We start from the raw sequence: 19212 nt of genomic DNA, 5'->3' as shown, positions 1-19212 counted from the left end.
CCGATGCTAGATTCGGATGGAGTTTTTTGCTAACGACGGGCCATGAACTCTCGATTGCCCCCTGCTTGGTCCAAGCATCTCAAGGCCCAACCCGCGCAGAAGATCAACCTGCCGAAAGCCCAACCACCAAAGGTCGCCCTGTCCCGTACGCATGCTGACGACATGCTGTTGAGGCAGGCACTCGAACTGCAGCAGGCCGAACGGCTGCCTGAGGCCGAGGAACTTTGCCTCAGGGTTCTGGCGCGAACGCCCGAACATCCCCTGGCGCTGTACATACTGGGGACGCTGGGGCTCGGGTTCGATAACGAAAAGGCCCTGCGGTATTTCGCACGCGCGGTGGGAGCTGAGCCTCGCAACCCCTATTACCACCTTAGCTTGGGGGAAGCCTATCTCAAGGTCAGCGAGTTTTCGCCAGCGATACGGCACATTCAGTACGCCTTGGCCATGAAACCGGATCTGGTGGAGGCGCTTTGCGCCCTCGGCAACGCCTACAATGTGTTTGACAAGGGGGAGATGGCGCTGCCCCTCTTCGAGAAGGCGCTGAAACTCGCGCGAGATCATCCTTTGGCTCGGATGGGGTTGTCCCACGCACTCGCAAGCCTCGGTCGTATGGACGAAGCCGCAGTTCATCTGAAAAAGGCAGTAGAGCGGCGCATCGAGGTGCCGGCTGCGTATAGTGCGCTTGTACACACGCGCAAATACGCGGAAGAGCCGCCGGAGCTCGCGGCAATCCTAGTAGAGCTTCGAGACCCGAACCACGGGTCGGAGGGAGCGGCAACGCTTCATCACGCGGCCGGGAAGGTGCTCAATGACCTGCGTCGCTACAAGGAGGCGATGGACCACTTCAAGAAGGGAAATCAAGCCGCCGGTCATGAATTCGATCTGGAAAACTACCGTCGTTGGGTCGATGCCATGATCGAAACGTTCACGCCGGAACTGGTGGCTTCAACGGCCGCTTATGGCAATCCCTCGGAGATGCCTGTATTCGTCGTTGGCATGCCTCGCTCGGGCACGACGCTGACTGAGCAGATCTGCGCCAGCCATCCCAATGTTCATGGCGCCGGCGAGCTCAGCAAGCTTAGACGAATAGCCAATGGTATTGGCCTCGGAGACCGCGCCAACGCGAATTTTGGCGAATCGATCGCGACGATTACTCCCGATCTGACCAGGACTTTGGCCGAGGAGCACCTTGCCTATCTGCGTGAGCGGGCTCCTGATGCGCTTCGGATCGTCGACAAGATGCCTCACAATTTCGAGCTGATCGGTCTGATCGGCATTCTCTTCCCCAACGCTCGCATCGTTCATTGCCGCCGCGATGCCATTGACAATTGCATCTCCTGCTTCGTCTTGCCATTCAGTAAAGCGCACAGCTACAGCACCGATCTTGAAACGCTGGGACTTTACTACAGGGAATATGATCGCTTGATGCGCCATTGGAGCAGGGTTTTCCCCGGACGCATTTTCGAAAATCGCTATGAGATTTTGATCGAAAATCAGGAGGAGCAGTCGCGCCGGCTCATAGAGTATCTCGGATTGCCCTGGGACGATGCCTGCCTGCGCTTTTTCGATAGGGATGGCTCGGTCAACACGCCCAGTCGGTGGCAGGTTCGTCAACCGATTTACAAATCGTCGGTCAAGCGCTGGAAGAATTATGAGAACGAGATTCAGCCGTTGATACAGTCTCTGGGTGACCTTGCCGAGGCGTAAGCTGAGCTCGACGATCCCATAGCGGATTGAAGGTCACCAATCTGCTTATGCTATCGCGCCCCCAGCGGTAGTACGTTTATTTCTCGAACAACGTGCCCGAGCGAAAAGACGTGCGAATCCCGAGAGGCCCGGGGCGACCTAGTCGATAACTACTAACGCTTCTTTCGTCAGATTTTGCACTTGCAATGCTGAATTCCATCGGCTGCGCCTGGCAATTCCAAAAAAGAACCCGGCGGTTGCCCGCCGGGTTCCGATTTCGACGAAGCGAAACCTATTAGAACGAACGCTGGAAGCGGAGCATACCGCCGAGGCTGTTCTTCTTGTCGGCACCGGTCCAGTTGAAGTTGTCCGGATCGCCAAACTTGCCGTCGTGGGCATAGTCGACTTCGGCCGTGACCGTGAGGCCGGGGACGACGTCGTAGGCGACGTTAGCCGCGACACCCCAGTTCTTGTCATCGTCAGCCGACACCTGGAGGTTGAACGAGGTCTTCTCGTTGAACTTGTAGGTGCCACCGCCCCACACTGCCCAGTTGCCGCCCCACTGCTTGTAGAAGCCGCGACCGCCGCGGAAGTCATTGAGATTGTCGTCGGAACCATAGCCAGCCATGATGAACAGCGACAGTTCGTTCGTGGCGTTGACATCCAGGCGAACCTTGCCGGCCCACTCTTCGTAGTTGCTGTCATACGAGGCAACGCCGGTGATGGCGCCCCAGCCCTGCGTGTACTTCACGCCGCCGACGACATGCGGAACATAGCTGTCGATCGTATCGACGCCGGAACCTTCTTCGAGCGAGACCACGGCCGAGAAGCCATTGCCAGCATCGAAGTAGTACTGGACGACGTTCGTGTCGAAGTTACCGTAGGGAACCAGCGTATCCTGGATGACGTTGCCGGCGTAGCCGATGAACGTATCGAAAGCCGATTCGTCCTTACCGACGCGCAGGCCACCAAGCTGGATCCAGGCGAAGTTCAACGAAACGTCCTTGTTGTGGGCGTCGTTGATGTAGCTACCCGTATCGGTCTGGAAGTTGCCGAAGTTGAAGCGCGTCTCGGTGTAGGTCTTCAAGGTGCCGAGCTCGGTTTCCTGGCCGGTCCAGGTCTTCAGCGTGAAGCGGGCATTCTTGTAGTACGTAGCGTTGTTGTCGCCAGGGGTCATGTGATCTGCGCTTCTCGCGCCATCGAACGAGCCGATGTCACCGACGCCGATGTCGTAGCGGACATAGCCGCCGATGCGCAGGCAGGTTTCGGTGCCGGGGATGTAGAAGTAGCCAGCGCCGTAGACGTCGCAGATCTTGACGTATTCAGCGGGTTCCGGCTCGGCGACGACGACGGCGTCGGCGGCGCGCGCACCGGAAACTGCGATCAGGGCCGCAGCGGAGCCGAGAAGAAGGCTCTTAATGTTCATTTTCTGACCTCCAGTCAAAAGTTAAAAAACGGGTCTGGGTATTCTTTGCTGAAGGACAGCGTTCCCTGCCCCATCCCCACTACCGAAAAAGATGCGCACCGCGCCGCTCCTTCGAAATCGACATTACCCATGAGACGGCGGCGTTCAACCACGATCGTACCGGCGAAAGGGCTGTTCGGCTGCTATCCCCTGGCGTTGTTGCACAAATGACACGATTTGGCCTCACTCGGAAAGCTCTCGTTAACCATCCGCCCCTCCGCAACCCTTTGTTTGCGGGCGAATCCGGCAATCAGCCGACGGAATCATGGCGAGGCCTCGAGTCGCTGGCCGGGAAACTGCCGCAGAACCGCCGCATCCATGGAGAGCTGCGGTTCGGTGCGTTCTTATTTTTCCATATAATGACGCGGGCTTGTTGATTGTGCCGGCGCTTTTCTTTATCCAGCGGCGCAACGGAGAGGTGGCCGAGTGGTCGAAGGCGCTCCCCTGCTAAGGGAGTAGAGGTCAAAAGCTTCTCGTGGGTTCGAATCCCATCCTCTCCGCCACCCTTGCCTACCGCGATGGCGGCAAGGCAGAAATTACCTCACTAAAACAGATAGATAGCTAAAGCTGACGCGACCCTAGGCCGCGCAAAATGCACCCCAAACACCGCTGTTTTGTTCGATTCTGACTGGAGGTCAGAAAATGAACATTAAGAGCCTTCTTCTCGGCTCCGCTGCGGCCCTGATCGCAGTTTCCGGTGCGCGCGCCGCCGACGCCGTCGTCGTCGCCGAGCCGGAACCCGCTGAATACGTCAAGATCTGCGACGTCTACGGCGCTGGCTACTTCTACATCCCCGGCACCGAAACCTGCCTGCGCATCGGCGGCTATGTCCGCTATGACATCAGCGCTGGCCAGGAAGGCAGTTTCGACGGCGCCCGGTCTTTCGATCGCATGACTGGCGACGCCCAGGATACCTGGCACAAGAACGCCCGCTTCACGCTGAAGACCTGGACCGGCCAGGAAACCGAACTCGGTACCTTGAAGACCTACACCGAAACCCGCTTCAACTTCGGCAATGGTGACGGCCCGTACGCTGGCAACAGCGGCGCTTCCCTGAACTTTGCCTGGATCCAACTCGGCGGTCTGCGTGTTGGTAAGGACGAATCGGCCTTCAACACCTTCAGCGGTTACGCTGGCAACGTCATCCAGGACACGCTGGTTCCCTACGGCGACTTCGACACGAACGTCGTCCAGTATTACTTCGATGCCGGCAATGGCTTCTCGGCCGTGGTCTCGCTCGAAGAAGGCTCGGGCTACGAGACCATCGACAGCTATATGCCGCATGTCGTCGGCGGTGTGAAGTACACGCAGGGCTGGGGTGATATCGTTGCGGTCGGCGCTTACGACAGCAATTTCGAAGAGTGGGCCGGCAAGGTTCGCTTGGATGTCAATGCTACCAACGAACTGTCGCTTTGGGTCATGGCCGGCTTCGGCACCGACAAGAACACCGCTCGCAACTTCTTCAAGCAGTGGGGTGGCAACTGGGCAGTGTGGGGCGGTGGCACCTACAAGTTCAACGAGAAGACCTCGTTCAACCTCCAGGTGTCGTATGACGAAGCGAGGGAAGCGGGTGTCGCCGCCAACATCGCCTATGACATCGTTCCCGGCCTCACGATCACGGCCGAAGTTGACTATGCTCACAACAGCCACAACAGCAACGGATACAACTGGACGGGTATCCCGGCCGGCAAGAGCAACGCTGTCGGCGGTATCCTCCGCTTCCAGCGCTCGTTCTAAGGGCTGGTTCCATACAGGTGAAATCCAGCCCGGGCGCACAAACGCCCGGGCTGTTTTTGTTTCGTGACTGGGCTTGGGCAGACAGAAGGAAAAGGGGGCATCGGTAGCTGAATTGAATCTGCGATATGATTTCGTGGGATCCCCATCTGGCGGATGAAATCACAATCGTGTGATTCAAAACTCTTGAAAGGACGCCTCGATGTGGGCTAGGTCAGACCTATCCACTCGGGGGTGTGGCTCATAATGACAAACGAAGCGATTCAAGAGGGTAATCCCTCTGATCATTTTGCGGTGTTCTCTTCTCAAAATTCGAAGTTTAAATATACCTACAACAAGATACGAGAAGTAACGTCGCATAGGGTTGGGGATCTTTTTTCAGCATATCGGGACATATTATGGGATGATGGGCGACATAAATACAATGTCAGCTCATTCATCGGCGAGATAGATGAGATTCTCCTCGGGGAGCGTTTCAGCGCCTTTGACCAGAGTACCCTGGACAATCTTATCGGCACCTTGCGCCAGCGCGGCAACAGCAACGCAACCATCAATCGAAAGATGGCTGCCCTCAGCAAACTGCTGCGCAAGGCTCACAAGATGGGGGATATCCATAGCCTACCCGAGTTCCGCCGCCAGAAGGAGCGGGCGGGGCGGATTCGTTTCCTCGAAAGGGATGAAGAGGCACGGCTGTTCGCCGCCATCAAGAGCCGCAGCGAGGATGCCTACAGGCTCTCGGTCTTCCTGGTCGATAGTGGGTGCCGCCTCGGTGAGGCGCTTGGACTGATCTGGAACGACATTCAGGAGCATCGCGTCAGTTTCTGGATTACGAAATCTGGGCGCAGCCGCACCATTCCAATGACCGAACGGGTGAAGGAGGTCATCAAGCTGCCGGCCGCCGAAGGTCGCCGGCCCAAAGGTCCCTTCACCAAGCTCAGCCAGGCTCAGTTTCGTGCCATCTGGAATGACGCAAAGGCCGAGGTCGGCCTAGGCGCCGACGACCAGGTGGTGCCGCATATCTTGCGCCATACCTGTGCTTCGCGCCTCGTCCAGGGTGGCATCGATATCAGGCGCGTCCAGATGTGGCTTGGCCACCAGACCCTGTCGATGACCATGCGCTACGCGCATCTGGCCACGAATGACCTCGACGGCTGCGTCATTGTGCTGGAAACGCCTCGAAGCAGCGGGTCCGACAGCGCGGCGGCAAAGCCCGAATCGTCTCCCTGCGCCGTGATGCAGGAAAAAAAGAGCGAGCCGGTCGCGGCAAAGGCCAAGGTACGGAAAAGCGCGAAATCCCAATAGCATAGATATTTCGGCGCGCCCCTCGACCTGAGCTTGGCTGAGGGGCGCATTCGTTTTCGGCGGTGGTCGTGCCTGTTCTCAGCCCGCGGTCGCGCTGCGCTGCTCGGCATTGTCGAAGAACGTGGCGATCCTGTTTGGCAAGTCGCCGGTTTCAAGGAACGGGGCGTGCCCCTGGCCCTCGACGGTGATCGTCTCCATCTGCGAATGGCGTTCTTGCATCTGCCTCAGCGTTTCCAAGGACAATAGTCTCGAATTGGCGCCGCGGAGCGTGAGCAAGGGAATGGCTGCCAACGCCTTGAATTGCGGCCACAGGGCCGGGAGCGGCTGCGTCAGATCGAGATTGGCAACGGTGTCGACCAGCTTCGGGTCGAAATCGGGCAGCAGCCCTTCATCAGTCTCGCGGTAAAGCGCCTCCACCATCCGTCTCCAGTCGGCGTCGGTGAGCGCGGGAAAATCCTGGCCGTGAACATCGCGCTGGCCATCCACCGCCTCGGTGAAAGTTTTCGGCTTTGGTGCGTGTTCAAGATAGGACTGGATGTGGGCAAGGCCGGCTGGCTCGATCGCCGGCCCGATGTCGTTGAAAACAATGGCTTTCAGCACCGTCGGCCGCAGCGCGCCGAGAACATGGATGATCAGCCCGCCGCGCGAGGTGCCGATGAAGGCGGCTGCCTCAATTCCCAATGCTGTCAACCCGGCAAGAATGTCGCCGGCTTCGATGCCGACATTATAATGGCTGACATCGGGATCGTAGGCGGATTGCCCACGCCCGCGATAGTCGAAGGCAACCACCTTGCGCGGAGCCGTGGGCCGCGCCGAAAGATGGAGCGCCAATTCGTGAAAATCCCGGGCATTGCGGGTCAGGCCAGGTAGGCAGACCACCGGCCAATGGTCGGAATTTGCTTCACCATAGATGCGCGCATGAAGTTTTAGCCCATCCGGAGCGATATGGAAAAAATCGGAAAAGCCTTCAGTGCTCGACATCTGGACGCGATTCCTTCCCGCCGCCGAATCTTCCCTGACTGCTACAGGCGAGGGCGGGGAGGGTCAAATAGGAGCTGGGTTGGAGAAAACGGCCAAATCTCCCCAAGGGGGCGGCAGCTTCGGTGAAATCGCTCTCGATCCGGCTGCTTCGGTCAGCCACGCCCGTTCACAAGATCCCCAACAATGTCGTATTTGCCGGAAATACGCATCTTGTAGACCTCGTAATTCTCCATCACGCGTTGCACGTAACTTCTTGTTTCCGTGTAGGGAATCCGCTCGATCCAGTCGACGACCGCATCGATGTCCTTGCCGCGTGGGTCGCCGTATTTCGCCACCCATTGGCTTGCCCGGTTAGGGCCAGCATTGTAGCCGGCGAAGGTCAGCACATAGGAACCGTTGAAGCGGTCAAGCTGCTCGCCAAGAAAGGCCGAACCAAGCGTCGCGTTATAGCCGGCGTCGGTGGTTAGCCTTGTCTGCGAAAACTGCACCCCGGCCTTCTTCGCCAGTTGTTTGGCGGTCGCCGGCATCAGCTGCAGCAGGCCGCGCGCGCCGGCACTTGAGACAGCGCCGATGTTGAACTCGCTCTCCTGGCGGGCAATGGCATAGGCCAGCGCCTTGCCGGAGCCCGAGATATTGGCCGAATCGGGAATCACGCCAAGCGGATGCGACAGCGCGCCGACATCGATGCCGCGCGCGCCCGCGATCTTCCCGACCTTCAGCGCCATGAAATGGTTGCCTTGCTTCTCGGCGAGAACAGCGAGCAGCGCCAGTTCGCCCGGGCTGGTCAACTGCCCGGCTAGATCGCGATAGATCGTTTCGGCATAGCGGTCGTAGCCGGCCTCCTGCAGCCGCTTGATGGCGCTGACGGCTTCGCGGCCGGCAAAATTCCGCCGGTCGGCGGTATCAGGTTGCGGGTAGACGATGTTGAGTGCCTGTCGGCCGACGCGTTCGGCGGCAAGCTGGCCGTAAAATGTCGTGCCATAGGCAGCGGCGCGCCCAAAATAGTCCTTGGCGTTGCCGGGGCCGCCGACTTCGGCGGCACGGCCGAGCCAGTAATAGGCGCGCGACAGGGTCATCGGCCCCTGGGCGAGGTCGGCGATGCGCACGAAATGCGTCGCGGCAAGTTTGGGGTCGTTCAGGCCACGCAGCGCGTACCAGCCGGCGTGGAATTCGGCATCCGCCGCATTGGCGGCACTTTCGGCGGCGTGCATGGCGACAATCCGGTACGCCGTCTTCATGTCGCCCTGGTCGACCAGTTCGCGCGACAACACCCGGCGCTCGACCCACCAGGCGTCCGGATCGACCAGCGCTTCACGATCGGTTGGCGCCTGCATCACGACCGAAGCGGCGCCGGCAAAATTCTCCTGCTTGCGCAGATATTCGGCCTGCGCGAAGAAATAGCCGGCCGAACGCTGCTCCGCCGGCACCGCCTTCAGCAGTTTGGCGGTGTTCTTGTCGCCTCTGTCCGCCGCCGCCCAGGCGTCCGCAAGCTGTTGGGCGCCAGCAAGGCTGGCGACGCGCTGCGCGGAGCCAACCCGGTCGGCATAGAACATGCGCTCCATACGAAAACGGTGGTCGGCGGCCGGGATCAGGCCGCCGAATTCCTTGATCAGCGCCGTTTCATCCTTGGCTTCCAGGATCGCGGTGCGCCAGAACGGTGACAGCACCGAACGCGCCGCCTTGGCGTTGCCGGACGAGACATAGGCGCGGGCGAGAACCGTCACGCCTTCGAATGTCGACGGCTGGCTGCCGTCGAATGCCCGAATGACGATGTCTGGGGCAGGGTTCTCGCGATAAAGCGCGCGCTCGCTGTTCTTGCGCAAGGCAACGGTGCCCGGCCAGTTGGGCAGCATCCTTGCGGCTGCGGCGATGTCGCCGCTCGGAACCTTGTCGCCGCCGTACAGCGCAATCGCCCAGGCAAGGATGTGCTGGTCGAGCGAGTTGGCGGGAAGAGCATCACGCACGGCGCGGGCGCCCGGAATGTCGCCAGCCGCCAGCGCATCCAGCCCGCTCTTCAGTTGGGCGACGCTGGGCGAGGCATCCGGTTGCGCCCGGGCCTGCAGGCCCGGCGGAGGGATCGCCGAGGTGACCTGCACATCGACGCTGCCGCCGATCGCCATGCCCGGCACCAGCGCGAGCGTGGCGCCAAGCAGCGCGAAAAGGTGAGGCCGACTGGCCGGCATGATCTTGTGTCTTTCCTTGTCCTGGCATTCTACCAGCAGGCCGAGATGCCTCGAAGCCTAGACTTAGGTCGTGAAGAGCCCGTAAACAAAAGGTTATCGAGGTCGCCCGAATTGCGCTTGCTGGCACCATGGCAATGCTTGCCGCGCAACAATGTCGAGACTATGGTGCGCCGCTTCGCTTTCGGCTAGAAGGCGCGCACGACAAAGCACCGATGCATGTCGCCCAAAAGTGGATACCGGTTTTGGGGAAGCGACATGCATAGACAAGAAGTCCCAGGGAGTTGGACGACATGCTGAGAGGCTCGCTTACCGCGCTCGTGACACCGTTCGAAAAGAGCGGGCGTTTCGACGAGAAAGCCTTTCGCGCGTTCGTCGAGTGGCAACTCGCCGAGGGCACGACAGGCCTGGTCCCGGTCGGCACCACCGGCGAGTCGCCGACGCTGTCGCATGACGAGCACCGCCATGTCGTCAAGGTCTGCATCGAGGTGGCCAGGGGCCGGGCACCGGTGGTCGCCGGCGCCGGTTCCAACAACACCGAGGAAGCGGTTGGGCTCGTGCAATATGCCGAGAAGGCAGGCGCCGATGCCGCCCTGGTCGTCACGCCCTACTACAACAAGCCGACGCAGCGCGGCCTCTATGAGCACTTCGCAGCCGTCGCCAGGGCGACCAAGCTGCCGATCATAATATACAACATCCCGCCACGCTCGGTCATCGACATGACGCCGGAGACGATGGGCCGGCTGGCGCACGACTTCAAGAACATCGTCGGCGTCAAGGATGCCACCGGCAAGGTCGAGCGGGTTTCCGAGCAGCGCGCGACTTGCGGCAAGGAGTTCATCCAGCTTTCGGGCGAGGACGCTTCGGCGCTCGGCTTCAACGCGCATGGCGGCGTCGGCTGCATTTCGGTGACGTCGAACGTCGCGCCGCGGCTTTGCGCCGAGTTCCAGGAAGCGACGCTTTCCGGCGACAGCGCCAAGGCGCTGGAACTGCAGGACCGTCTCCTGCCGCTGCACAAGGCGATCTTCATGGATCCCGGCGTTTCCGGCGCGAAATACGCGCTGTCGAAGCTGGGCAAGGTCGAGAACGTGCTGCGTTTGCCGCTGGTCACCGTCGAGCAGTCGACGGCCGAAAAGATCGATGCGGCCATGAAGCACGCCGGCTTGATAAACTAGGGATGAGGCGCCATCTCTCCACATCATGAATCAAGTCAGAAAAGCCGATCCCAACAACAAGACCGTGGCGGAAAACCGCAAGGCGCGGTTTTCCTATGAGGTGCTCGACACGGTCGAGGCCGGCCTGGTACTGACCGGCACCGAGGTCAAGTCGCTGCGCCAGGGCCAGGCCAACATCCAGGACAGCTATGCCTCGGTGGAAGGCGGCGAGATCTGGTTGATCAATTCCTATCTGCCGGAATATCTGCAGGCCAATCGCTTCAACCACGAGCCGCGCCGCCGCCGCAAACTGCTGCTTAACAAACGCGAGATGGCGAAATTGTCGCAGAGCGTCGATCGCGAAGGCATGACGCTGGTGCCACTGAAGATCTATTTCAACGACCAGGGCCGCGCTAAGATGCTGCTCGCCGTCGGGCGCGGCAAGAAGCTGCACGACAAACGCGAAAGCGAGAAGCAGCGTGACTGGTCTCGTGAGAAGGGCAGGCTCTTGAAGGAGCGCGGATAGGCTGGGGCCATTCGTTTGAAGAGCCGGACTATCCTTTTGAGCTTGGCCAGCCTAGTTCTGGCATGTTTGGTCGCCGCGGGCGGATATCTCTATTTCAGGGCATTCTCGCCGGACCGCGGCAAATATCCAGTCAGGGGCATCGACGTGTCCCATCATCAGGGCCGGATCGACTGGCGGCGCGTCGCCGCCGACGATGTCGCCTTCGCCGTCATCAAAGCGACTGAAGGCGGCGATCATGTCGACGACGCCTTCGCCACCAATCTGCGTGAGGCCCGCGCCGCCGGTCTTGCCGTCGGCGCCTATCATTTCTTCACCTTCTGCCGGCCGGGCGGCGATCAGGCACGCAATTTCATCTCGGTGGTGCCGCACGATCAGCCTTTGCTGCCGCCGGTTGTCGACATCGAGTTCGGCGGCAATTGCCCGCAGCGACCAACGCCCGAGCAACTGAGTGCCGAACTGGCCGCCTTCCTCGCACCTGTGGAGGCAGCGTTCGGCAAGCCGGCGATCGTCTATCTGACCGACGAGGCGGCAGACGCCTATGTCGGGCGCATCGCTGCCCGGCCGCTATGGCTTCGCTCATTGCTGTTGCAGCCAGACCGCGACGACTGGGTCTACTGGCAGTACCACAACAGGGGACGTGTCGACGGCATCAACGGCGATGTCGATCTGAATGTGCTGCAGGGTGGTCCGGCGGTGTTGGCCGCGCTGGTTGCGCCGCCGCGCTGATGAGCCCGCCGCCGCCCGACTCTATTTCTGCAGGAACGCCGCGATCTCGCTGAAAACGCTGACGAACATTGCTTCGGTCAAGACACCGGTGTTGGTGTTGTAGCGCGAGCAATGGTAGCTCGAAAACAGGGTGATGCCGCCGGCCGGTTGCTGCCCGCCATGCTTGAACGGGTGGGCGGCGACGCGCCCCCCAAGCGCACGCACGGTCGATTGGTGCGCGATCGATCCCAGCGCCAGCACGGCGCGCAGGTTGGGAAACTGGGCGATGGTCGGCACCAGGAATGTCCGGCAGGTGGCGATCTCGGCGCCCACCGGCTTGTTCTCCGGCGGCACGCAGCGCACCGCGTTGGTTATGGCAGCGCCGACAAGCTCAAGTCCGTCATCTGGCCGCGCCTTGAACGCACCGCGCGCGAAACCGTGCGAAATCAGAGTCGAGTAGAGCAGGTCGCCGGCAAAGTCGCCGGTGAAAGGCCGTCCGGTGCGGTTGGCTCCGCGCAGGCCGGGCGCCAGCCCGACGATCAGCAACTGGACCGCTGCTTCACCTTCCGGCGGCAGGAAGGTCGGCACCGGTGCATTGAACCAGGATGGTTCGCGCTGGCGCCATTCGGCGATGAAATCATGCAGCCTCGGGCAAAGCGGGCAGTCGCGGCCGGGTTCGGAAGGGGAAAGGGCGGTCAAGGCGACCGCCCTCAAAAGTCGTCCTCGTCGACTTCAGCCGGCTCGGGCCGCCGCACCGGCCGCTCGGACGGATCGCGGCCGACCTCGTTCTTCAGCGTCGTCAGGTCGATGAAATGGTCGGCCTGGCGGCGCAGATCGTCGGAGATCATCGGCGGTTGCGAGGCCATGGTCGAGACGATCGATACCTTGCGGCCGCGCCGCTGCAGCGCCTCGACCAGCGTGCGGAAGTCGCCGTCGCCGGAAAAGATGACATAGTGGTCGACGACATCGGCGAGCTCCAGCGCGTCGACCGTCAGCTCGATGTCCATATTGCCCTTGATCTTGCGGCGGCCGGTCGAGTCGGTGAATTCCTTGGCCGGCTTGGTGACGACCTTGAAGCCGTTGTAGTCGAGCCAGTCGATCAACGGACGGATCGAGGAGTATTCCTGATCCTCGACCAGCGCCGTGTAGTAATAGGCGCGCAGCAGATAGCCGCGCTTCTGGAAGCTCGACAGAAGCTTGCGATAGTCGATGTCGAAGCCGAGCGCGCGCGACGTGGCGTAGAGATTGGCGCCGTCGATGAATAGGGCGATTTTTTCACGGGGATCGAACATGGAAAATAGTCCTTTTCGAAATAGGCGGCCGTCTAAACGAAATGCGATAGCGACTATCGGTCAGGCTCATAATAAACCGGCTGACCTGGCATCATTCGAGATACCCCCAGTTTCGTGGCAATCCAAGGGCGTGTTGTCGCACTGCAAGCAATTGTGATCGAGGCACGGAGCTCAGGGATGCTGCCTGATTTTGCAAAATCAGGTGTTTGAACGAGGGATTGGGTGCCTGGCGGCCCCGCCATTGCCATGATGCTTGTATTTTGATGGCGTTCAGGTTAAGGACCGCGCCTGTTTTCCATCAAATCCATCGCATGAAAGGGGCAATCCATGGCCCGCGTAACCGTTGAAGATTGCATCGACAAGGTCGATAACCGCTTCGAGCTGGTGCTCCTTGCCGGCCACCGCGCCCGTCAGATCAGCCAGGGCGCGCCGATCACCGTGCCGCGTGACAACGACAAGAACCCGGTCGTCGCGCTGCGCGAGATCGCCGACGAGACGTTGTCGCCCGACGACCTCAAGGAAGATCTGATCCATTCACTGCAGAAGCATGTCGAGGTCGACGAGCCCGAAGCTGATGGCGAGGCGATCGCTGACCAGACCGGCGGCGCTGTCGCGGCCACCAATGCCGACGACGCCGAGGAGAATGTCACGTTCGACCGGATGACCGAGGAAGATCTGCTGGCCGGCATCGAGGGCCTGGTTCCCCCGGAAAAGAGCGACGATTACTAAGAGCGAACCACTGTTGCCAAGGTCGCTGGATTAATCGTCCGGCCCTTCCGTATCGGCAGTTTCGTGGCTATCTATGACATGCGCCGTACAGCAGTGCGGCGCATGATTCATTTCACCGCTGTGAGATCCCGCCCATGATGCGTCAGTATGAGCTTGTCGAGCGCGTCCAGCGCTACAAGCCTGACGTCAACGAGGCGTTGCTCAACAAGGCCTATGTCTATGCCATGCAGAAGCATGGCCACCAGAAGCGCGCTTCCGGCGATCCCTATTTCTCGCATCCGCTCGAAGTCGCCGCCATCCTCACCGAAATGCACATGGACGAGGCGACGATCGCGGTCGCCCTGTTGCACGACACCATCGAGGACACCACGGCGACGCGGGCCGAGATCGACGAGCTGTTCGGGCCGGAAATGGGCAAGCTGGTCGAGGGTCTGACCAAGCTGAAGAAGCTCGACCTCGTGTCGAAGAAGGCCGAGCAGGCGGAAAACCTGCGCAAGCTTCTGCTCGCGATCTCCGAAGACGTCCGTGTCCTTCTGGTCAAGCTCGCCGACCGCCTGCACAACATGCGCACCCTCGACCATATGCCGGAGGCCAAGCGCCTGCGCATCGCCGAGGAGACCATGGACATCTATGCGCCGCTGGCCGGGCGCATGGGCATGCAAGGCATGCGCGAGGAGCTGGAGGAGATAGCCTTCCGCTATATCAACCCGGAGGCCTATCGCGCCGTCACCGCACGGCTCGCCGAGATCTTCGAGCGCAACAAGGATGTGCTGACCGAAATCGAGAAGGCGCTGTCCGGCCTCTTCGAGAAACATGCGATCAAAGCCAGCGTGAAGAGCCGGCAGAAGAAGCCGTGGTCGGTGTTCCGCAAGATGGAAGCCAAGGCGCTTTCCTTCGAGCAGCTCTCCGACATCTTCGGCTTCCGCGTCGTCGTCGACACGCTCGAGGACTGCTACCGGGCGCTTGGCGCCATCCACACCACGTGGTCGATGGTGCCAGGCCGCTTCAAGGACTACATCTCGACGCCGAAGCAGAACGACTACCGCTCGATCCATACCACCATCGTCGGCCCGTCGCGCCAGCGCGTCGAGCTGCAGATCCGCACCCGCGAGATGAACAAGATCGCCGAATATGGCGTCGCCGCCCATTCGATCTACAAGGACACTGGCGGCAAGACCAACGGAGCCGCGCATGCGATCTCGAAGGAGACCAACGCCTATGCCTGGCTGCGGCGCACCATCGAGCAGCTTGCCGAAGGCGACAATCCGGAGGATTTCCTCGAAAACACCAAGCTGGAATTGTTCCAGGACCAGGTGTTCTGCTTCACGCCGAAAGGCATGCTGATTGCCTTGCCGCGTGGTGCGACGCCCATCGATTTTGCCTATGCGGTGCACACCGATGTCGGCGACACCTGCGTCGGCGCCAAGGTCAACGGCCGCATCATGCCGCTGATGACGGAGCTGAAGAACGGCGACGAGGTCGAGATCATCCGCTCCAAGGCGCAGGTGCCGCCGGCTGCGTGGGAATCGGTCGTCGTCACCGGCAAGGCGCGCTCGGCCATCCGCCGCGCCACCAAGAACGCCATCCGCAAGCAGTATTCGGGTCTCGGCATCCGCATCCTGGAACGCGCCTTCGAGCGGGCTGGCAAGACCTTTACCAAGGAGAGCCTCAAGCAGGTGCTGCACCGGCTGGCGCGCAAGGACATTGAGGACGTGCTGGCCTCGGTCGGCCGTGGCGAGCTTGCTTCCACCGATGTCATGAAGGCGGTATTCCCCGACTACAAGGACGAGCGCGTCACCACGGCCGCGCCCAAGCAGCGCGAGGAGGGCTGGTCGAAGATCCGCAACGCCGCCGGCATGCTGTTCCAGATCCCAGGCCGCGCCGCGCGCAAGGACAAGGACCAGCCGAAGGACGGCGCCGTGCCGATCCGCGGCGTGCGCGGTGACCTGCCGGTGCGTTTCGCGCCGGAAGGGGCCGTGCCTGGCGACCGCATCGTCGGCATCGTTCAGCCGGGCACCGGCATCACCATCTATCCGATACAGTCGCCGGCGCTGCAGGCCTTCGACGACCAGCCCGAACGCTGGATCGACGTGCGGTGGGATATTGATGAGCGCACCAAGGAGCGCTTTCCGGCGCGCGTATCGGTTACCGCCATCAATGCGCCGGGTTCGCTCGCCGATATCGCCCAGGTCGTTGCGTCGAACGACGCCAACATCCATACGCTGTCGATGGTGCGCACCGCGCCCGATTTCACCGAAATGCTGATCGATCTCGAAGTCTGGGATCTGAAGCACCTCAACCGGCTGCTGTCGCAGCTCAAGGACAATTCGAGTGTCAGCGATGCACGGCGTGTGAATGGCTGACACGGCTGATCTATGTGGGGACAGGCGCAGATGAATACCGATGAAGTGCTGGGCATTTTCCGCGAGGCGGGTGCTGTTCTGGAAGGGCATTTCATCTTGACCTCGGGCCTGAGAAGCCCAGTTTTCCTGCAGAAGGCGCGGGTGTTCATGCATGCCGACAAGACCGAGCGGCTGTGCAAGGCGTTGGCCGAAAAGATCCGTGCGGCGGTGCCGGGCAAGATCGATTATGTCGTCGGTCCGGCGATCGGCGGGCTGATCCCGGCCTACGAAACGTCGCGCCATCTCGGTGTGCCGGCGATCTGGGTCGAGCGGGAAGGGGGCGAGTTCCGCCTGCGCCGCTTCGAGATCGCCGCCGGTGCGCGTGTCGTCATCGTCGAGGACATCGTCACCACCGGCCTGTCGATCCGCGAAACCATCGAGTGCCTGCGCGAACTGGGCGCCGAAGTGGTTGCCGCCGCCTGCATCATCGACCGTTCGGCCGGCAAGACCCACGTCGGTGTGCCGCTGATCGCGCTCGCCGAATATGAGGTTCCGGCCTATCCGGCCGACCGGTTGCCGCCGGAGCTTGCCGCCATACCGGCAATCAAGCCCGGCAGCCGCAACATCTGACGAGGAGGCCGAAATGATCGCAGGCATCGATCATTTCGTGTTGACGGTCGCTTCGCTGGAAGTGACTTGCGCCTTTTATCAACGCGTGCTGGGTTTTGAACGCATCGATACGCCGGGCCGGCCGACAGCGCTGGCCTTCGGCAATCAGAAGATCAATGTGCATGAGGTTGGCCGCACCTTCGAGCCGAAGGCGAAGTCGCCGACGCCCGGATCCGGTGATTTCTGCCTGATCACTGACCGGCCGCTGGATGAGGTCTGTGCCCGTCTCGCGGCCAACGGTGTGGCGGTCGAACTCGGTCCGGTCGAACGTGTTGGAGCGCGAGGGCTGATGATGTCGGTTTATTTCCGTGACCCGGACGGCAATTTGGTCGAGGTCAGCGAATACCGATCGTAAGATACGAAGCATTGGCTGCGACAATAAATCCAGGCGGCTTCTCAAATTCGCCGCGATTGTCCGGCGTTGGAGGGGCGAACCTTACCAAAAATTATGGCCACGTGGCTGCTGTGCTGTCGGCCTTCAGTTGTTGTTGGGGTTGCGTATGGCTATATCAAGGTTGCGATTGCCATTGGGCGATCGTCAAGCGCAAGATGTGGCTGTCGCGCGCCCGGCTAAAGTTGCCGGTGCGGGAGCCGTGGAACGGGAACAGAGTGCTTTTTCGACGTCGCAAGCCTGATGGTCTTTTCGAGCGGGTGCGTACCTATCTGTGGCCGCGCCGCTCGTTTTCGCGCTCGCTTCAGTATTTCTCCAAGCGCATCTTGCGGCTGAAGGCCACTCCGCATGCGGTGGCGGCCGGTGTCGCCGCCGGCGTCTTCGCTTCGTTCTTTCCTGTCGGTTTCCACTTTGCCATCGCCGCCGTTGTGTGCTGGGTGATCGCCGGCAACCTGGTGGCAGCGGCACTCGGCGCGGTATTCTTCGGCAATCCGCTGACCTTCCCGTTGCTATGGGGCGCTTCCTGGGAGACCGGCAAACTCATCCTGCATGATCGCCTGCCGGCGCACGGCCCGCCGGCGCATCTGGGCGAGATGCTGCACAAGCTTTCTTTCGCGCAACTGTGGAAGCCCGTGCTTGAGCCGATGCTGATTGGCGCGGTACCGCTCGGGCTGCTCTTCGGGCTCCTGTTTTATGGCATCACGCGCTGGGGTATGAGCGCTTTCCGCGAGCAGCGGCGCAAGCGCCTGGCCGAGCGGTCCGCCCGCCATGCGCAGTCGTCTCAACCCGCCGGAAGCATCGGTACCTCGGCACGATGATCATCGGCATCGGCAGCGACCTGATCGATATCAGACGCATCGAGAAGTCGCTGGAGCGCCACGGCCAGCGCTTCATCCAGAGAATCTACACTGAGGTCGAGCAGGCACGTTCGGAGGGGAGACGCGCCCGCGCGGCCTCTTACGCCAAGCGCTTCGCCGCCAAGGAGGCCTGTGCCAAGGCTCTCGGCACCGGTCTCGCGCAGGGCGTGTTCTGGCGCGACATGGGTGTCGTCAACCTGCCCAGCGGCGCGCCGACCATGGCGCTGACCGGCGGGGCCTTGGCGCGCTTGGACAAAATCCTGCCAAGCGGCCATCGAGTGGCAATCCACCTCACCATCACGGATGATTTTCCGCTTGCTCAAGCCTTTGTGATCATTGAGGCGTTGCCCGTCGAAGAAGCGCCACATTGATTGCATCTGACGACCGGCATTGACGTTGCCCAGCGCGCGCCGAGACTCTATACCATCCAACGCACAATCGAGGACGACATGAGCGTGGCTGAAAAATCCGAGAAGAAATCCGGCGGGCTTGGCGAAACCGTCAGCGTCATCGTCCAGGCGCTTTTGCTCGCCCTGGTCATCCGCACGCTGCTGTTCCAACCCTTTTCGATACCGTCGGGATCAATGCGGCCGACGCTTCTGGAAGGCGACTATCTGTTCGTCACCAAGTGGTCCTACGGCTATTCGCGTTATTCGCTGCCTTTCGGCCCCGACATTTTCTCGGGCCGCATCTGGGGCTCCGAGCCGAAGCGCGGCGACGTGGTGGTGTTCAAATTCCCGCCGGACCCTTCCGTTGATTACATCAAGCGCGTGATCGGCTTGCCCGGCGACAAGATCCAGATGAAGGACGGCCAGCTGTTCATCAATGGAGTCGGCGTGCCGCGTGTGAAGGCCGGCCAGATCGACAATCCCGACATCACCGAGACGGATCGTCCCATCGACGTCTATCGCGAGACGCTGCCGAACGGTGTCAGCTACGACACGCTTGATTTGTCACCGGATTCGATCGGCGACAATACCCGCGAATTCGACGTGCCGCCCGGCCATTATTTCATGATGGGCGACAACCGGGACAACTCCAGTGATAGCCGGTTCACGGTCGGCTACGTTCCGGCGGAGAATCTGGTTGGCCGCGCCAATCTGATTTTCTTCTCGATCGCCGGCAAGGCAAGTCCGCTTGAAATCTGGAAATGGCCGTCCTTGATGCGCGCTTCGCGCCTGTTCCATTTTGTAAATTAG

The 19212-nt window shown here is 61.1% G+C and carries 18 protein-coding genes and 1 tRNA gene; 14 read left to right on the top strand and 5 right to left on the bottom strand.

The window, feature by feature from the left end:
- Positions 1–42 precede the first annotated feature (42 nt).
- On the top strand, positions 43–1707 hold the full coding sequence (locus AC56QQ_RS23495) for a tetratricopeptide repeat-containing sulfotransferase family protein (RefSeq protein WP_497123555.1): 1665 nt from the start codon (positions 43–45) through the stop codon (positions 1705–1707).
- A 274-nt stretch (positions 1708–1981) separates the two neighbouring features.
- Here the strand turns inward: AC56QQ_RS23495 and AC56QQ_RS23490 are convergent, their stop codons facing one another.
- Positions 1982–3112, bottom strand: coding sequence for a porin (locus AC56QQ_RS23490; RefSeq protein WP_497123554.1), 1131 nt, complete (start codon positions 3110–3112; stop codon positions 1982–1984).
- A gap of 451 nt (positions 3113–3563) precedes the next feature.
- On the opposite strand from AC56QQ_RS23490, the gene AC56QQ_RS23485 reads away from it, so the two are divergent.
- From AC56QQ_RS23485 to AC56QQ_RS23475, 3 genes are all read left to right on the top strand, one after another.
- Positions 3564–3654: transfer RNA gene (locus tag AC56QQ_RS23485), tRNA-Ser, on the top strand.
- Positions 3655–3793: 139 nt separating this feature from the next.
- Positions 3794–4888, top strand: coding sequence for a porin (locus AC56QQ_RS23480; protein ID WP_497123553.1), 1095 nt, complete (start codon positions 3794–3796; stop codon positions 4886–4888).
- 243 nt (positions 4889–5131) lie between these two features.
- Positions 5132–6187, top strand: coding sequence for a tyrosine-type recombinase/integrase (locus tag AC56QQ_RS23475; protein WP_497123552.1), 1056 nt, complete (start codon positions 5132–5134; stop codon positions 6185–6187).
- Positions 6188–6265: 78 nt separating this feature from the next.
- On the opposite strand, the gene AC56QQ_RS23470 is transcribed toward AC56QQ_RS23475, so the two are convergent.
- Both AC56QQ_RS23470 and AC56QQ_RS23465 read right to left on the bottom strand, forming a co-directional pair.
- Positions 6266–7168: an alpha/beta fold hydrolase gene (locus AC56QQ_RS23470; protein ID WP_497123551.1), complete on the bottom strand. Its 903-nt coding sequence runs from the start codon at positions 7166–7168 to the stop codon at positions 6266–6268.
- 152 nt (positions 7169–7320) lie between these two features.
- Positions 7321–9351 carry a lytic transglycosylase domain-containing protein gene (locus AC56QQ_RS23465; RefSeq protein ID WP_497123550.1) on the bottom strand — a complete coding sequence of 677 codons (2031 nt, stop codon included), beginning with the start codon at positions 9349–9351 and terminating at the stop codon, positions 7321–7323.
- A gap of 290 nt (positions 9352–9641) precedes the next feature.
- On the opposite strand from AC56QQ_RS23465, the gene dapA reads away from it, so the two are divergent.
- Genes dapA through AC56QQ_RS23450 form a run of 3 tightly spaced genes read left to right on the top strand, consistent with a single transcriptional unit; the run spans position 9642 to position 11754 of the window.
- Positions 9642–10523 (top strand): 4-hydroxy-tetrahydrodipicolinate synthase, encoded by an 882-nt coding sequence (gene dapA, locus AC56QQ_RS23460; protein ID WP_269903837.1) that lies wholly within the window; start codon positions 9642–9644, stop codon positions 10521–10523.
- 25 nt (positions 10524–10548) lie between these two features.
- On the top strand, positions 10549–11028 hold the full coding sequence (smpB, locus tag AC56QQ_RS23455) for an SsrA-binding protein SmpB (RefSeq protein WP_256749577.1): 480 nt from the start codon (positions 10549–10551) through the stop codon (positions 11026–11028).
- Positions 11029–11043: 15 nt separating this feature from the next.
- On the top strand, positions 11044–11754 hold the full coding sequence (locus AC56QQ_RS23450; protein WP_497123549.1) for a glycoside hydrolase family 25 protein: 711 nt from the start codon (positions 11044–11046) through the stop codon (positions 11752–11754).
- A gap of 21 nt (positions 11755–11775) precedes the next feature.
- Here AC56QQ_RS23450 and AC56QQ_RS23445 read toward each other — a convergent pair whose 3' ends face one another.
- Positions 11776–12432 (bottom strand): uracil-DNA glycosylase, encoded by a 657-nt coding sequence (locus AC56QQ_RS23445; protein ID WP_497123548.1) that lies wholly within the window; start codon positions 12430–12432, stop codon positions 11776–11778.
- 11 nt (positions 12433–12443) lie between these two features.
- Positions 12444–13025 carry a LabA-like NYN domain-containing protein gene (locus AC56QQ_RS23440; protein ID WP_091577098.1) on the bottom strand — a complete coding sequence of 194 codons (582 nt, stop codon included), beginning with the start codon at positions 13023–13025 and terminating at the stop codon, positions 12444–12446.
- A gap of 327 nt (positions 13026–13352) precedes the next feature.
- Here AC56QQ_RS23440 and rpoZ point away from each other — a divergent pair, with 327 nt between their 5' ends.
- From rpoZ to lepB, 7 genes are all read left to right on the top strand, one after another.
- Entirely contained in the window at positions 13353–13754 is a 402-nt protein-coding gene (gene rpoZ, locus AC56QQ_RS23435) for a DNA-directed RNA polymerase subunit omega (RefSeq protein ID WP_091577099.1), read from the top strand.
- A 134-nt stretch (positions 13755–13888) separates the two neighbouring features.
- Positions 13889–16117, top strand: a complete 2229-nt coding sequence (locus tag AC56QQ_RS23430) for a RelA/SpoT family protein (RefSeq protein WP_489860566.1) — start codon at positions 13889–13891, stop codon at positions 16115–16117.
- A gap of 30 nt (positions 16118–16147) precedes the next feature.
- A complete protein-coding gene (pyrE, locus tag AC56QQ_RS23425; protein ID WP_489860567.1) occupies positions 16148–16726 on the top strand; it encodes an orotate phosphoribosyltransferase in 579 nt (192 codons plus the stop codon).
- Between the two features lie 13 nt (positions 16727–16739).
- The gene (locus AC56QQ_RS23420) at positions 16740–17120 is read left to right on the top strand and encodes a VOC family protein (RefSeq protein WP_497123547.1); all 381 of its coding nucleotides are present in this window, start codon (positions 16740–16742) and stop codon (positions 17118–17120) included.
- A gap of 254 nt (positions 17121–17374) precedes the next feature.
- The gene (locus tag AC56QQ_RS23415) at positions 17375–17974 is read left to right on the top strand and encodes a DUF2062 domain-containing protein (RefSeq protein ID WP_497123546.1); all 600 of its coding nucleotides are present in this window, start codon (positions 17375–17377) and stop codon (positions 17972–17974) included.
- The gene (gene acpS, locus AC56QQ_RS23410; protein WP_497123545.1) at positions 17971–18384 is read left to right on the top strand and encodes a holo-ACP synthase; all 414 of its coding nucleotides are present in this window, start codon (positions 17971–17973) and stop codon (positions 18382–18384) included. Before AC56QQ_RS23415 ends, acpS begins: the two co-directional genes overlap by 4 nt.
- Before the next feature lie 78 nt (positions 18385–18462).
- On the top strand, positions 18463–19212 hold the full coding sequence (lepB, locus tag AC56QQ_RS23405; protein WP_269903848.1) for a signal peptidase I: 750 nt from the start codon (positions 18463–18465) through the stop codon (positions 19210–19212).

The organism is Mesorhizobium sp. RCAM 05099 (assembly GCF_059683685.1).
This window is presented reverse-complemented; position numbering and strand designations above follow the sequence as displayed.

Excerpts from the sequence above, each read along its gene's own strand:
- AC56QQ_RS23480 (WP_497123553.1), top strand. The coding sequence starts at position 3,794 with ATGAACATTAAGAGCCTTCTTCTCGGCTCCGCTGCGGCCCTGATCGCA.
- AC56QQ_RS23430 (WP_489860566.1), top strand. The coding sequence starts at position 13,889 with ATGATGCGTCAGTATGAGCTTGTCGAGCGCGTCCAGCGCTACAAGCCT.
- lepB (WP_269903848.1), top strand. The coding sequence starts at position 18,463 with ATGAGCGTGGCTGAAAAATCCGAGAAGAAATCCGGCGGGCTTGGCGAA.
- pyrE (WP_489860567.1), top strand. The coding sequence starts at position 16,148 with ATGAATACCGATGAAGTGCTGGGCATTTTCCGCGAGGCGGGTGCTGTT.
- rpoZ (WP_091577099.1), top strand. The coding sequence starts at position 13,353 with ATGGCCCGCGTAACCGTTGAAGATTGCATCGACAAGGTCGATAACCGC.
- AC56QQ_RS23490 (WP_497123554.1), bottom strand. The coding sequence starts at position 3,112 with ATGAACATTAAGAGCCTTCTTCTCGGCTCCGCTGCGGCCCTGATCGCA.
- AC56QQ_RS23495 (WP_497123555.1), top strand. The coding sequence starts at position 43 with ATGAACTCTCGATTGCCCCCTGCTTGGTCCAAGCATCTCAAGGCCCAA.
- AC56QQ_RS23465 (WP_497123550.1), bottom strand. The coding sequence starts at position 9,351 with ATGCCGGCCAGTCGGCCTCACCTTTTCGCGCTGCTTGGCGCCACGCTC.
- AC56QQ_RS23420 (WP_497123547.1), top strand. The coding sequence starts at position 16,740 with ATGATCGCAGGCATCGATCATTTCGTGTTGACGGTCGCTTCGCTGGAA.
- AC56QQ_RS23475 (WP_497123552.1), top strand. The coding sequence starts at position 5,132 with ATGACAAACGAAGCGATTCAAGAGGGTAATCCCTCTGATCATTTTGCG.
- AC56QQ_RS23470 (WP_497123551.1), bottom strand. The coding sequence starts at position 7,168 with ATGTCGAGCACTGAAGGCTTTTCCGATTTTTTCCATATCGCTCCGGAT.
- AC56QQ_RS23440 (WP_091577098.1), bottom strand. The coding sequence starts at position 13,025 with ATGTTCGATCCCCGTGAAAAAATCGCCCTATTCATCGACGGCGCCAAT.
- acpS (WP_497123545.1), top strand. The coding sequence starts at position 17,971 with ATGATCATCGGCATCGGCAGCGACCTGATCGATATCAGACGCATCGAG.
- dapA (WP_269903837.1), top strand. The coding sequence starts at position 9,642 with ATGCTGAGAGGCTCGCTTACCGCGCTCGTGACACCGTTCGAAAAGAGC.
- smpB (WP_256749577.1), top strand. The coding sequence starts at position 10,549 with ATGAATCAAGTCAGAAAAGCCGATCCCAACAACAAGACCGTGGCGGAA.